This is a genomic window from Streptomyces sp. NPDC056160, from assembly GCF_042268205.1.
GTDB lineage: Bacteria > Actinomycetota > Actinomycetes > Streptomycetales > Streptomycetaceae > Streptomyces.
Genome location: NZ_JBHJUW010000016.1, coordinates 38,263 through 53,192, shown reverse-complemented (window position 1 = coordinate 53,192; position 14,930 = coordinate 38,263). Strand labels below are relative to the sequence as shown.

Below are 14,930 nucleotides of genomic sequence, written 5' to 3'. Positions count from 1 at the left end.
TCAGCTCCTCACGAACGGGACGGCGGCCCTCATGAAGGGGACGGCGGCCGGGGCCGGGGCACGCCGGGCGAGGGGGACCACGGGCGGCAGCGCCACCTCGGGCTCGCCGAGGAAGACCCGGCGTACGACGCGTTCGGCGGCCCGGCCGTCGTCGAACTGGCAGAACCGCTCCCGGAACGCCGCCCGCAGCGCCGCCGACCGGGCCCCCGCGAAGGAGCCCTCGCGGAAGAGGGCCGCCAGTTCCCCCGGGGTGCGCGCCACCGGGCCGGGCGGCGTCCGCATCAGGTCGAAGCAGACGCCCCGCGTCTCGCGGTACACGTCCCAGTCGTCGGCGTACACGACGATCGGGCGGTCCAGGTTGGCGTAGTCGAACATGATCGACGAGTAGTCGGTGACCAGCGCGTCGGCGGCCAGGCAGACCTCCTCGGTGGAGCGGTGCGCGGTCACGTCGATGACCCGGCCGCTGGCCGCGCGCCCGCCCCGGTCGTAGAAGTAGTGGGCGCGCAGCAGTACGACGACGTCGTCGCCGGCCGTCGCGCAGAACTCCTCCAGGTCCAGGCCGGGCTCGAAACCGGTCGCGTGGTCGCGGTGGGTGGGGGCGTACAGGACGGCCGTCGCGCCCTCGGGCACGCCCAGCGCGCGGCGGACGCGGGCCACGTCCCCGGCGCCCGCCGTCAGCAGGAGGTCGTTGCGCGGATAGCCGTACTCCAGGTTCTCGTACGCGCCGGGGAAGGCCCGCTCCCAGATCTCGGTGGAGTGCCGGTTGGAGGAGAGGTTGTGGTCCCAGCGGTCCACGCGCCGCAGCAGTTTGGTGAAGCTGCCGGTCTGGGCCGCGACCACCGGGTACGTCGACTGGTCGCAGCCCATCGTCTTCAGCGGGGTGCCGTGCTGGGTCTGGACGTGCACGCTGCCGGGCCGTTTGACGACGGCGTCGGCGAAGTTGGCGTTGTTCACCAGGTACTTGGCGCGGGCCAGCGCCTTCCAGGCACGGGGGCTGCCGATCAGGGCGTGGTCGACGCCCTCGGGCAGGGTGTGTTCCCGGCCGGGTTCGACCAGGAACACCGCGCGCAGGTGCGGGGCGAGTTCGAGGGCCCTGGCGTGCAGGGCGGCCGGGTTGCAGGCGTAGCCGCGTCCCCAGTACGCGCAGTACACGACGAGGTCGTCGTCGAGCGGCCGGCGCAGGTGCCACCGGTAGCCGAGGCGGGTGCGGACGGCGCGCAGCCTGGAGGCGGCGCCGGCGCCCGCCCGCGCGGCCCGCCCGGCGGCCCCGGCGGCGGCGGTCCGCGCGCGGAACGCGGGGTAGGCCAGGGCCGCGGGCAGCCGGTGCGGCAGTCCGGGGCGGTCCGCGGGCGGCCGGGGGCCGGCCGGGCGGTGGCCGCGGTCCAGGAGCCGTGCCCGGTCGAAGAAGGCGCGGCGGCGGCCCGCCGGCACCCGCCCCGGATGCCGGGCCGTCTCCGTCACGACCTCCATGACGTGTGCGAACAGGGCGGCGTAGCGTTCCGCGGACAGGCCCTGTGCGCGGGCCCGGACGAGCACCCGTTCCGACTGGTCGAGGAGGTCGAACTGGTGCTCGCCCGGGAGTTCGAGTCTGCTGCCCTGCCGGCGCAGCAGGTGCCGTACGACGACGCGGCGCAGGACGGCGATCCGCTCGGCGGCCACGACGACCTCGCCGCCCCAGCCGAGGTCGGTGTGGTGCCCGGCCGGGAAGGCGAGACGGCGGCCGGTCACGAAGGCGCGGCGGTAGGCGGCGCTCCACGCGGGCAGCCGCACACCGGTCAGGTGCGGGGCCTGGCCGGGCGCGAAGACGTGCGCGGGCAGCCTGCCGGGAAGACCGCCAAGGAGCCCGCCGGGAAGGCCGCCGAGAAGGCCGCCGGGAGGGACGCCGGCCGGGTCCGGTGGCAGGGGCAGCCCCTCCCACCAGGGCGTCCGCTCGTGCTCGAAGTACAGCGCGTCGACGTCACCGGTCTCCTCCAGCCGGCCGGCCAGCGCGGTCAGCGCGCCCGGCGTGAGCACGTCGTCGCCGTCCAGGAAGAGCAGGTACGCGCCGGTCGACGCGGCCGCCCCGGCGTTGCGCGCGCCGCTCAGGCCCGCGGACGGCGGGGAGTGCACCGGCCGCACCCGTGAGTCCCGGCGGGCGTGTGCGGCGGCCACGTCGGTGGCCGGGGCGCCGGGCCCGTCGCACACCGGGATCAGCTCGAAGTCGCCGTAGGACTGGGCGAGGACCGAGTCAAGGGCCAGGGACAGCCGGCCCGCCACACCGTGGGACGGGACGATGATGCTGAAGCGCGGCATGGGGCTCTCTCTTCGATCTCTCTTCGGGTGCTCTCGGCGGGTGCTCTCGGTCAGGCTCAGGCTCTTGCCGGTGGCTGTCGGCGGGCTCGCGTCAGTGGCTCTCGGTGACGGTCTGCGGGCCCGCGGGCGGGGGCACGGTGGCCAGCCGGGAACGGGCCCGGTCCGCGGCGGCCCGCGACGGCACCGGGTGGCGCTCGGCGAGCGGGACGACGGGAGGCAGCCCGGCCGCCTCGTCGCTCTGGCCGAGCACCACGTGCCGTACCACCCGCTCGGCGGCGCGTCCGTCGTCGTGGGGGCAGAACCGCTCGCGGAAGGCGGCCCGCAGCTGGGCGGAGCGCGAGCCGCGCCAGTGGCCGCCGGTCAGGATGTCGACCAGCTCGTCCGGGGTGCGGGCGACCGCGCCGGGCGGACGTGCGCGGACGTCGAAGTAGGTGCCGCGGGCCGCCTCGTACGCCTCCCAGTCGTCGGTGAGGAGCACGATCGGGCGGTCCAGGTTGGCGTAGTCGAACATGATCGACGAGTAGTCGGTGAGCAGGACGTCGGAGGCCAGGCACAGGGCTTCGACGCTCGGGTGGGCGCTGACGTCGATGACCCGGCCGCCCGGCGCGGGACCGTCCGGCGTGTCCTGGGCGGGACCGTCCTCGGCGGGGCCGTGGCGCGCGCTGGTGAGCGGGCCGTCGTGGAAGTAGTGGGCGCGGGCCAGGACGACGAAGCGCGGGCCGAGGCGCCGGGCGAGGCGCTCAAGGTCGAGGGCGGGGCGCTGGGTGCGGCGGTGGTCGCGGTGGGTCGGCGCGTACAGCACCGCGACCACGTCGTCCGGCACGCCGAGGGCCGCGCGCAGGGCCGCCACGTCGACCGAGGTGGCCCGCTGGAAGACGTCGTTGCGCGGGTAGCCGTACTCCAGCGTGGTGTAGCGGCCGGGGTAGACGCGCTCCCAGGTCAGCGTGGTGTGCCGGTTGGCGGACAGGACGTAGTCCCACTTGTCGACGCCGCGCAGCAGGTCCGCGAAGTCCATGGCGCCGCCCGCCGCGGGGCGCTCCTGGAGGTCCAGGCCCATGTGCTTGAGCGGTGTGCCGTGCTGGGTCTGCACGAACACCTGGCCGCGCCGCTTGACCAGGCGGCGGTCGAAGTTGACGTTGTTGACCAGGTACTTGGAGCGGGCCAGAGCCGTCCAGTAGGCCGCCGTGCCCGGGGTGAGCGGCCGGGTGCCGGCCGGGGTGGCGTGGTGGTGGCCGGGACGCGCGATCCACGCCGTGCGGATGTGCGGCGCGAACTCGCGGAACGCGGCCTCCAGTGCGCCCGGGTTGCAGCCGTGCCCGCGCCCCCAGTACGCGGCGAACACGGCCCGGTCGGCGCGCAGCGGCAGGCACAGCTGGAGCCGGTAGTGCGCCTGGAGCAGGGCGGCCCGCAGCGCGCGCAGCGAGGTGACGGCGGCCTTGGCGGTCCGGCGGCGCAGGGTCATCGAAAGCCGCAGCAGGCGGAACGTGCGGTGCAGGCCGAACCGGACCAGGGCGTGCCGCAGCCGGGGGCGCAGGGCCAGGCGGGCGCCCGGGCAGCGGTAGCGGCGGTAGTAGGTGCGGGCCCGGCGCAGGAACTCGGCGCGGCAGCCGCGCGGCAGCCGGCCGGGGCGGGTGAACACGGTGGTGAGGTGGTCGACCATGCGGCGGAACAGCACCGGCCGCCAGCAGGCCAGTTCGGGGCGCCGGTCCAGGAACGCGAAGAGGCGGTCGTACTGCGTGAAGACGTCGAAGTGCCGGCGGGTGGTGGTGCCCAGGATGCTGCCCTGCCGGCGCTGCCGGTAGTGCACGCACACCCGGTCCAGGGTCGCGATCGACTCCGCCGCCAGCAGCACCGGGTACGTCCAGGGCGTGTCCTCGTAGTAGCCGTCCGGGAAGGCGAGGCCCTCGCGCCGCACGAAGTCCCGCCGGTACGTCTTGTTCCAGGCGACCATCAGCACCCTGAGCAGTTCCGGGCGGTCGGCCAGCCGGAAGGGGGCCGGGCCGTCCTGGCGCAGTGGGGCGGTGACCTGGTCGGGGACGGGCCGACCGGTCCAGTCGGTGCGGGCGAAGCCGTGGACGAGGACGTCCGGTTCACCGGTCTCCTTCAGCCGGGCGGCGATCGCCCACAGCGCGTCCGGGGTGAGCGTGTCGTCGCCGTCCAGGAAGACGAGGTACTCGCCGCCGGCGCGGGCCATCCCGGCGTTGCGGGCGGCGCCGAGGCCCTGGTTCCCGTCCAGGTGGACGGCGCGCACGCGCGGGTCGCGGGCCGCGAACTCGTCGATGATCTCCCCGCAGGCGTCCGGCGAGCAGTCGTCGACGGCGATCAGCTCGAGGTCCATGAAGGACTGGGAGAGCACCGACTCCAGGCACTCGTGCAGATACGCCTGAACGCGGTACGCGGGGACGATGACACTGAACCTGGGCAACGGGGCATCCAAGGGTCGCGCGGGCGGTCGGTGCTGCCGTGCCCGGAAACGGCCGATGGAGTGAATTGGTTACGGTTCGCTACGGCATACGGGGGATCGCGGGTGAACGGAAGGGGGCGGACCGGTGCCGGTCCGCCCCCTGGGGGCCGCGTGGGTCGCCGCTCGGTGCGCGGCGGCTACTTGACCGCGCCCGCCATCACCCCGGACACGAACTGCCGCTGGAACGCGAAGAACACGGCCAGCGGGATCACCATCGAGATGAACGCGCCCGGCGCCAGGACGTCGACGTTGTTGCCGAACTGGCGTACCTGCGTCTGCAGGGCCACCGTGATCGGCTGGGTGCCGGACTTGGTGAACACCAGCGCGACCAGCATGTCGTTCCACACCCACAGGAACTGGAAGATGCCGAGGCTCGCGATGGCGGGCCCGCCCAGCGGCATCACCACCCGTGCGAACAGGCGCAGTTCACCGGCACCGTCGAGGCGGGCCGCCTCCAGCAGTTCGCGCGGGATCTCCGCGAAGAAGTTCCGCAGCAGGAACACCGCGAACGGCAGGCCGAAGCCGGTGTGGAACAGGATCACCCCGAAGATGGTGCCGAACAGGCCGATCTTTCCGAACAGTTCGGCGATCGGGATGAGCGCCACCTGCACGGGCACGACCAGCAGGCCGACCACGGCCAGGAACCACCAGTCGCGGCCCGGGAACTCCATCCACGCGAACGCGTAGCCCGCCAGCGAGCCGACCACCACCACGAGCACCGTCGCCGGGACCGTGATCAGGGCGGTGTTGAGGAGGGAGTGGGTGATGTCGCCGTTCTCCAGCAGCTTCTGGTAGCTGCCGAAGGTGAGCTGGGAGGGCTTGGTGAACACCGTCCACCAGCCGCCTGCGCTCATGTCCTCCGGTGAGCGCAGCGACGACAGCAGCAGACCGATCGTCGGCACCAGCCAGAACAGGCCCACCAGGATCAGGAACACCCGGACCAGGCCCCCGCCGGCGATCTCGGCGAGCCGGGAACCGAGCGGCTGCCGGGCCCGCGCGGGCGGCGCGGCGGGCACCGCCCGCGCTTTCGTGACGGCCTCGCTCGTCATCGCCGCACCTCCCGCCGCAGCCGCCTCATGTTGCTGTGTTCACCCGGGGGACGGCCCCCGGACCCCCGGCGGAGAGCGTGGGGCCCCCTCATCGCCGCACCTCCCGCCTGAGCCGACGCATGTTGAACACCATCACCGGGATCACCAGCAGCAGGAGGAACACCGAGATCGCGCTGGCCACGCCCGGGCGGCCCTCGGAGAAGCCCTTGCGGTACAGCTCCAGGGCCAGCACGTTGGCGTCGTCCTGCGAGGAGCCGGGGGCGATGATGAAGACCAGGTCGAAGATCTTCAGCACGTTGATCATCAGCGTGACCGCGACGACCGCGAGCACCGGGGCCAGCAGCGGCACGGTGACCCTGCGGAACACCTGCCACTCGTTCGCGCCGTCCACGCGGGCGGCCTCCAGCAGCTCCCGCGGCACACCGGCGAGGCCCGCGGCGATCAGCACCATCGCGAAACCGGCCCACATCCACACGTACGCGCCGATGATGGCCGGGGTGACCAGCGAGGGGCCGAGCCAGTCCACGCCGTTGTACGGGGCCTTGAAGTTGTCCGCGGGGAGTCTGAGGCGTGCCCCGTCGGCCTGCGCGGGCAGCGTGAAGGTGCCGTCGGCGGCGGCCTTCGCCGTGGCCACCACCTCGCCGTTCTTGACCGCCTCGATGCGCATGCCCGCGTAACCCAGCTCGGCCGGGTCCACCGCGCCGAGCCTGCCGACGCCCTTGCCGCGCGTGAAGTCCTGCCAGGTGGTGCCGGTGATCTTCCCCGGCTCCGCCTTCGCCTGGACCGCCTTCCTCGCGCTGCCCGGCATCTGGTCGGGGGCGACGCCGACCAGCGGCAGCGCCACCGACTGGCCCGTGTGCACCGGGCTCGTGGTCAGGAAGCCGCCGTGGTCGGGCGCGAGCGGTGAGTCGCGGCCCGGGTGGGCCTTGGGGAACGCCGACGACTGCGCGAAGGTGTCGTGGACGCCGACCCACACCGCGTTGGCGACGCCCTTGTCCGGGTCCTGGTCGTACACCAGCCGGAAGATGATCCCGGCCGCCAGCATCGAGATCGCCATCGGCATGAAGACGACCAGCTTGAACGCCGTGCCCCAGCGCACCCGTTCGGTCAGCACCGCGAAGACCAGGCCGAGCGCGGTGGCGACCGCGGGGGCGACCACCACCCAGATGATGTTGTTCTTCAGCGCGGTGCGGATGCCGTCATCGGTGAACAGCGCCTTGTAGTTGTCGAACCCGGCGAAGCCGTGGCCGGAGGAGTCGTAGAAACTGCGGACGATCGAGTACCCGATCGGGTAGACCACGAGCGCGCCGAGCAGCACCAGGGCGGGCAGCAGGAAAAGCGCCGCCACGGTCCTGCGGGTGCCGGTCACGCTCTTGCGCGCGGGGGGAACGGAGGGCGGCGCCGTCTGCTCGGCGGCACCCTCCGCGGCTGCCGACGTCATCGCCGGATCAGCTTCCGCCGCCGTACGCCGCCGCCGCGTCCTTCTCCAGTTTCGCCTGGGTGCCCGCGACGTCCGAGGGGTTCTTCAGGAAGTCCTGGAGGTCCTTCCACTCGCCCTTGCCCGGCGTGCCGCCGAAGGCCTGCGGGGCCTGGTCGGACATGTCGAAGCGGAAGTTGTCGCCGGAGTCGATCAGCGCCTTGGCGATCTTGCGCTGCACGTCGTTCGGGTACGCCGACTCCGGCACGTTCTTGTTCGGCGACAGGTATCCGCCGAGCCTCGCCTGGATCGTCGCCGCGTCCGGCGAGGCCAGGAACGTCACCAGGGCCTGTGCCGCCTTGGAGTCCTTGAGGATCACCGCCGCGTCACCGCCGGAGACCACCGGCGCGGTGGCGCCCACGGCCGGGAACGGGAACACCTTCGCGTCGGTGCCCACCTTCGCCTTGGTCTCACCGATGTTGACCTGCGCGAAGTCGCCCTCGTAGACCATGGCGGCCTTCGGCTGGTCGCCGCCGGTGAAGGTCTGGGTGACCGAGGCCGGGAACTCCACCTGGAGCGCACCGCTCTGGCCGCCCGCGACGTAGTCCTTCTTGGACCAGATCTGCGCGAGCGTGGTGAGCGCCTGCTTGACGGACGGGTCCGTCCACTTGATCTTGTGCTGGGCGAGCTGGTCGTACTTCTCCGGGCCCGCCTGGGACAGGTAGACGTTCTCGAACCAGTCGGTGAGAGTCCAGCCGTCGGCGCCGCCGATCGAGAACGGGGTGACCCCGGAGTCGTAGACCGCCTGCGCGGTGGTCAGCAGGTCCTTCCACGTCTTGGGCTCGCTCGCCCCTGCGCCCTCCAGAACCTTCGCGTTGTACCAGATCAGCGACTTGTTGGCGGCCTTGTAGTAGGCGCCGTACTGCTTGCCGCCGACCTTGCCGATGTCCTGCCAGCCCTGAGAGTAGTTCTTGGCGAGCTGCGCCTGCGCCTCGGGGCCGAGCGGCTTGGCCCACTTCTTGTCCACGGCCTGCTTGATGGCGCCCGGCTGCGGGAGGAGCGCCACGTCCGGCGGCTGACCGCCGGCGACCTTCGAACCGAGGAAGTTGATGATCGGGTCCTGTGCGGGGACGAAGGTGACCTTGGCGCCGGTGCGCTTGGTGAACTCCGCGAGGACCTTCTTGAAGTTGGCCTGCTCCGCCCCCGTCCAGACCGCGGCGACCTCCAGGGACGCGCCGTCCAGCTTGGGCAGGGTGACCGTCGTGCCGCCGCCCGTGCTCCCCGTGGTCCCGCCGCCGCTCGGGCCGTCGGCCTTCTTGTCGTCGCCCGAACCGCCGCACGCGGTCAGGGAGAGGGCCAGGGCGCCGGCGGCGACGACCGCCGCGGCCCTGGCCGCCCGGGCGGACCGGGCGGACCGCGCGGGCCCGTCGGACCGGGCCGGCCTGGTGGACCTGTCTGTCCGGATGGTGCTGCTCGTGCTGTGCATCACTGCCCCGTTCTTCGTCCGCGTCGAACGTCCGAGCGCTGTCCCGTGCTGCACTGTCCTACGCCGGGGCCCGCATGTCGGCAAGAGCGCCCACAGGCTCAACCCCGTGATCGTGACCAGGTCGTGACTGCACGTCAGCGCAGTTCGAGCGGGGCTCGCGCGGCGCTCGGGGCGGCGGCGACCCGCACCGGAGCGGCACTCAGATGAGGGACGGCACCCGGGCCGCCGACACTTCCCGCGCCGCCCGCTCCAACGCGCTCGCCAGCAGGGCCAGATCCGTCGGGCCGTTGCCCAGCTCGCGCACCGAACGGCGGGTGGGCGGATCGCCCATGCGATGCCACTCCAGCGGCACCACCGTGGGGCGTTGGGTCGCCGTCCGCGGGATACGGCCCGTGACCCGGCCGCCCTGGAACGGGGTCGTCCGGCCGTCGGCGGTGGTCAGCAGGCCCCGCCCCGGCGCCGGCTGACCACCGGACTCCGAGCCGTGGCCGCCCGGTGAGCCGTCCGCGCGGCCGGAGGCCGGCGGGTCGAGGACGACGCGCAGCGCGGCCCGGCGGACCGGTTCCGTCTGCGCCGTACGCCCGCCGGGCGCGGTGGCCGCCACCAGGTGGACGCCGAGCCGCTCGCCGTCGCGGGCCACCGCCTCCAGGGCGCGCACCACGGACCCGGCGGCGGGCCGGCCGGGCGAACCGAGCGCCGGTGAGACCAGGGCGTCCAGGTCGTCGACGACCACGACGAGCCGGGGCAGAGGCGGCGCCGCCTCGGCCCGCGCCCGCGCCGCCGCGGGCCGCAGCCGCAGCGTGGAACTGGGCGGGGTGTCGAGATCGGCCGCTCCCGTCCCCGTCCGGGGGCCGCTGTCCGCGCCGGGCGGCCCGGTGCGCTGGGCGACGATACGGCCGGACACCCCCCGCCGGCCGTGCCACTCGGCGAAGTCGGCCAGCCCCAGCAGCTCGGCCCGCCGCTTCAGCTCGGCGCTCAGCGACTGGGCGAACTCCCGCATGCGCACAGGGTCGTTGGCGGTGAGGTGCGTCGTCACGTGCGGTACGTCCGTACACACCCGCAGACCCTCACCGGGGCCGGTGCCGGTGCCGTCCCGGCCGTCCACCAGCACGATGCCGAGGCGGTCCGGACGCTCGGCGGCGGCCAGCGAGGCGACCACCGAGCGCAGCAGCTCCGTCCGGCCGCTGCCCGCCGGGCCCTCGACGAGCAGATGCGGTCCGTCGGCCACGAGGTCGGCGCAGACCGGCCCGCGCGGGCCGGCCCCGAGTATCGCCCAGGCCCGGCCGCCGAGCGCCCTGGCGTCGTCGGCCGCGTCCGCCCAGCGGGCCTGGAGCGACGCCGGGGTGGCCCGGGCCAGCCCCAGCTCGTCCAGCAGCCGCGCCGTGAGCGGCAGCGGCGCCGACACCGGGGCGGGCCGGTCGCCGTCCGCCGCCTCCGCCGACCGCAGCGGCGCCAGCGCCCGCGCGAACCGCTCGGCCCACGCCGGGGACACGGCGTCCACCACGGCCACGGTGCCCGGGGCCACGGGCCGCTGCGCCTGGCCGCCGGAGCGGGCCACGCGCATCAGCCGCAGCGCCGTCGCCACGTCACCGCTGAGCAGCGCGACGGCCCCGCACTCCCGGAACACCGGGGACAGCGCGCACGCGGCCTCGTAGGTCTCCGTCACCGGCGATGCCGCGGAGGCGGCCACCGCCTCCGCCAGGCACACCACATGGATCCCCGCGCGGGGGCCCTCGTGCGCCAGCCGCGCCACCGCTTCGCGGATCGTGGCACCGCCCGGGTCGCCGTCCACGACGACCACGGTGTACGGCCCGGCGAAACCGCCGCCCGCACCGGCAGGGCCCGAGCCGGACGCGTCCTCGCCGCCCGCGTGCGCCTCGCGCGCCCAGGAGGGACGGCGGGCGGACGAGGGGGCGGGCGCGGACGCGGTGGGCGGGGCGGGCGCGGGTATGTGGGCCGCCTCGGGGGCGTGGGGCGGGTGCGTCCCGGGCGACGGGAAGCCGTCGGGGTCCTGGTGGAGGGCGGCCGGCCCGGCGGCGCCGGTGCCCGGGGCGCCCGGTGCCGCCGCGTCGGTGCGGTCCGCCCGCAGCGGCGCCGGTGCCGGGGCCCGGGTGTCCGCCAGGTGGTCCTCCAGCCGGCGCAGGAGTTCGTCGGTGCGGGCCGTCGCCTGCTCGCGGTCGTAGGCCAGCAGCAGCCGGCAGTCCTGGCCGTGGCCGGGCCGCGCGTGGGGGAGCCAGCCGAGCCAGGACCACTCCGCCGTCCGCTCCTCCAGCGAGCGGGCGTGGTCGGTGCTGAGCAGCACGATCTCAAGGGTGTCGGGGGAGTGCAGCGCGGCGAGCTGGGCCAGCACCGCGCGGGCCAGCCCGGACAGGCGGGCCCGCGGTCCGGCCAGGCCCAGCGACCCCACCTCGCGCAGGTCCGCCGTCACCGGCACGACGGGCAGCAGCCGGCCCGAGCCGTCGGGCGCGGCGCGGTCGGCCGTGCCCAGGCGCACGGTCAGGGCCTCGGGGTGCGCCGGGCCGCGCTCCCACAGCCGCGGGCCGGGGCCCAGCACGGTCAGCAGCAGGGCCGCCGGGTCCGGCCAGGTCTCCGGCAGCTGGGGCGCCGCGCAGGCCTCGGGCAGCGTCCGCTCGGGGGCCCCGGCCGCCGGGTCGTCGTACGCCTCGCCGCGGGCCGCCGCCGGTTCGCCGCGCCCGCCGGCCAGTCGCCGCGCCCACGCGCCGAGCCCGCCGCGCCTGCGCAGGCCCTGGGGCACCTCCGTGCCCCGCAGGGGCGTGCCCTTGCGGCCGCTCGCTTCGAAGGCGTCGTCCTCCTCCGCGGGGACACCGGGGCGACCCGCGATCCCGGACCGGCCCGCGTGGGTGTCCCCGTCCCGGCTCTCGATCCGCGGGGCGCGGCTCTGCGCGGGCACCAGGTAGGGGTCGGCGGGCTGCGTGGGGCCGCGCTCCCAGTCGTGCGGGGCCGCCCCCTGGGCGTCTTCGGAGGCCCAGGCGGCGGTGCCGGTTCCCGACGTGGTCGCCGCCGTCCTCGCTCCCGTGTGCGTCCCCGGCTCCGCTGCCGTACGGCCCGGGGGTTCCGTTTCCGTACGGTGCGCGCCGGGGCGTACGCCCCGGGGGGCCGTGTCGGCCACGCGCGCGTGGCCCTCGCCGTCCGGGGCCGTCTCCAGGCGTGCCGCCGGTCCCGCGGACGGGGTCAGGCGCAGGACGGACTCGCCGATGCGCAGCAGGGCGCCCGGGGCGAAGCGGACCGGGCGGGGGTCCACGGGCCGGCCGTCCAGCACCGTGCCGTTGGTGGAGCCGAGGTCGGCGACCTGGACCCGGCCGTCGGGGGCGACGGTCACCGCGCAGTGCACGCGGGAGACGTCGGGGTCGTCGAGGGGGACGTCGGCGTCGGCGGAGCGGCCGACCGTGATCTGGCCGCCGTGCAGCAGGTGGACGCCGCCCGCGTCCGGGCCCGCGATCACGTGCAACCGGGTGGGGGCCTCGTCCAGCTCGGGGTGCGGCTCGGGCTGGGCGGGAGCGCCCAGGGACAGCACCGCGCCGTCCAGCAGCGGGGGCTCGCCGAGCGTGCAGCGCTGGGCGTCGAGCCGCTCCGCGCCCGCGTACAGCACCACCGGACCGGCGCCGGGCTCCCGGCCGCCCCGCTCGGCGGCACCGCGCTCGCGGCCGGCCCGCTCGGAGGCCGCCCCGCCGTCACCGGCGACCGCGGCGGCGAGGGCCGAGGCCACCGCGGCCAGGGCCGTCCCCGCGGGCGCCGTGACCAGCACGTCACGGCTCGCGGCGCGGGCCCGGGCCGTGGGGGAGGGCGGGCCCAGCGGGTCTACGACGGTCAGCCGGATCTGCATCGCCGTCAGCGGTCCCTTCTGCGCGGGCGCCCGAGAACGGGGAGGGGACGATGCCGCTCCGCGACCCCCCAACCGCGGACATTCCCCCCACCGCCGCACGGGCACGTCGGCCAGTACTGCAGGCATCCTCGCACCTGCCACTGACACCGCGCCCGCCGCCCGCCGCCAAGTGATCTTGATTGGTCGGCTCTGCCCCCAAAAGTGCCTGGCCGATGCCCCGCGGATGACCGCTTGAGATCGGTCACGTCCGTTTCCGGCAACCTGAGGGTCCGGATCGAGCGTCTTCCCTTCGAACGAAGACGTCGGACGAAGACGTCGGACGGAGGCGTCGGACGGAGACGTCGAACGAAGACTTGGGCCGACACTCACGGCACGGCACGGCACGGCACGGAGCCGGTGACCGGGAACCCCCGGGCCCCCGGGAACGCCGACCCGGGGGCCGGGAATTTCGACAGGCCGGTGCCGGGCGGGTCGGCACTACAGTGTGTCGGAACGTAGGCAAGCAACAGGGAGCGCATGACGTGCGGCCGGTAGGCAGCAAGTACCTCCTGGAGGAGCCGCTCGGACGCGGTGCCACCGGGACCGTCTGGCGAGCCCGCCAGCGAGAGACCGCGGGGGCCGAGGCGGCGGTGCCGGGACAGCCCGGCGAGACCGTCGCGATCAAGGTCCTCAAGGAAGAGCTGGCGAACGACGCCGACATCGTCATGCGGTTCCTCAGGGAACGGTCGGTGCTGCTCCGGCTGACCCACCCGAACATCGTGCGGGTGCGCGACCTGGTCGTCGAGGGCGACCTGCTGGCGCTGGTCATGGACCTCGTCGACGGCCCCGACCTGCACCGCTACCTGCGCGAGAACGGCCCCCTCACCCCCGTCGCCGCCGCGCTGCTCACCGCGCAGATCGCCGACGCGCTCGCCGCGAGCCACGCCGACGGGGTCGTCCACCGCGACCTGAAACCGGCCAACGTCCTGCTGAAGCAGGACGGCGGACAGATGCACCCGATGCTGACCGACTTCGGCATCGCCCGCCTGGCCGACTCGCCGGGGCTGACCCGCACCCACGAGTTCGTCGGCACGCCCGCGTACGTGGCGCCCGAGTCCGCCGAGGGCCGCCCGCAGACCTCCGCCGTCGACATCTACGGCGCCGGCATCCTGCTGTACGAGCTGGTCACCGGCCGGCCGCCGTTCTCCGGTGGCTCCGCGCTGGAGGTTCTGCACCAGCACCTGAGCGCCGAACCGCGCCGCCCCTCCACGATCCCCGATCCGCTGTGGACGGTGATCGAGCGCTGCCTGCGCAAGAACCCCGACGAGAGGCCCAGCGCCGAGAACCTCGCACGCGGCCTGCGTGTCGTCGCCGAGGGCGTCGGCGTGCACGCGAACGCCGCGCAGATCGCCGCCGCGGAGGGCGTCGGCGCGTTCCTCGCGCCCGACCCGGCGCCCGCGCCCGTGCCCGTGCCGGACGGCGTGCCCGGCGCCGCCGACCCCACCCAGGTCCTGCCGCACGGCACACCCGCGTACGACCCGAACGGCGCGACCAGCGTGCTGCCGCACACCGGCGCCCCGCAGGGACCGGACGGCCCGCTGGGCGCCGCCGATCCGACCACCGTGATGCCCCAGGGTGCCGCGGGTCCCACGCGCGCGATGCCGCCCGTGCCGCCGGGACAGCAGCCGGATCAGCCGCACCCCTGGCAGTCCCAGCTGCGCGCGGCCCGCGACCGCAACGAGCAGACGCAGATGCAGTACCTCGACCCGACCGAGGACCCGCTGCGCCGCCGCCCCCAGCGGCAGGTCGCCCGGCCCCAGCAGCAGCCCCACCACCAGCAGCCGCAGCAGCCCGGCTACGGCTACCCCCAGCAGCAACCGCCGCAGCAGCCCCGGTACGCGACCCCGCAGCCCCAGCCGCAGCAGTACGCCCCGGCGCCGCAGCGGCCCCGCGAACCCCAGCGGTACGCGCCGCCGCCCGCCCCCGAGCCCCAGCGCCCGGCACGCGAGCCCCGGCCCCCGCGGCAGCGCGGCGCGAACCCGATGAAGATCCCCGGCCTGGGCTGCCTGAAGGGCTGCCTGTTCACGATCGTCATCCTGTTCGTCGCGGGCTGGCTCGTGTGGGAGCTGAGCCCGTTGCAGGGCTGGATCGGCACCGGCCGGGGCTACTGGTCCCAGCTGACCCACTGGGTCCACCAGGCGGGCGGCTGGGTGAAGAACCTCAGCGGCAACTGACCCGGCAACCGACGACGCGGGCGCCGCGTGCCTCCTGGGCGCGCGGTGCCCGCCTGTTCACGCTCTGGTCGCGCGGTGCCCGCCTGTTCACGCTCTGGTCGCGCGGTGCCCGCCTGTTCACGCTCTGGTCGCGCGGTGCCCGCCTGTTCACGCTCTGGTCGCGCG

The 14,930-nt window shown here is 75.1% G+C and carries 7 protein-coding genes; 1 reads left to right on the top strand and 6 read right to left on the bottom strand.

The genetic code is table 11. The annotated features are described in order from the left end of the window. The 6 genes from ACFC02_RS08605 to ACFC02_RS08580 all read right to left on the bottom strand — a co-directional run bounded on the left by ACFC02_RS08605 (position 1) and on the right by ACFC02_RS08580 (position 12,552). A complete protein-coding gene (locus ACFC02_RS08605) occupies positions 1-2,292 on the bottom strand; it encodes a CDP-glycerol glycerophosphotransferase family protein (RefSeq protein WP_376354069.1) in 2,292 nt (763 codons plus the stop codon). Positions 2,293-2,383: 91 nt separating this feature from the next. Then, a complete protein-coding gene (locus ACFC02_RS08600; RefSeq protein ID WP_376354066.1) occupies positions 2,384-4,717 on the bottom strand; it encodes a CDP-glycerol glycerophosphotransferase family protein in 2,334 nt (777 codons plus the stop codon). Between the two features lie 176 nt (positions 4,718-4,893). Further along, a complete protein-coding gene (locus ACFC02_RS08595; RefSeq protein WP_376354063.1) occupies positions 4,894-5,805 on the bottom strand; it encodes a carbohydrate ABC transporter permease in 912 nt (303 codons plus the stop codon). 88 nt (positions 5,806-5,893) lie between these two features. Continuing rightward, complete coding sequence (locus tag ACFC02_RS08590) at positions 5,894-7,246, bottom strand: carbohydrate ABC transporter permease (protein WP_376354060.1); 1,353 nt, start codon at positions 7,244-7,246, stop codon at positions 5,894-5,896. 7 nt (positions 7,247-7,253) lie between these two features. Continuing rightward, on the bottom strand, positions 7,254-8,708 hold the full coding sequence (locus tag ACFC02_RS08585) for an ABC transporter substrate-binding protein (protein WP_376354058.1): 1,455 nt from the start codon (positions 8,706-8,708) through the stop codon (positions 7,254-7,256). A 199-nt stretch (positions 8,709-8,907) separates the two neighbouring features. Beyond that, a complete protein-coding gene (locus tag ACFC02_RS08580) occupies positions 8,908-12,552 on the bottom strand; it encodes an FHA domain-containing protein (protein WP_376354056.1) in 3,645 nt (1,214 codons plus the stop codon). A gap of 521 nt (positions 12,553-13,073) precedes the next feature. On the opposite strand from ACFC02_RS08580, the gene ACFC02_RS08575 reads away from it, so the two are divergent. Next, the gene (locus tag ACFC02_RS08575; protein WP_376354053.1) at positions 13,074-14,765 is read left to right on the top strand and encodes a serine/threonine-protein kinase; all 1,692 of its coding nucleotides are present in this window, start codon (positions 13,074-13,076) and stop codon (positions 14,763-14,765) included. Positions 14,766-14,930: the final 165 nt, after the last annotated feature.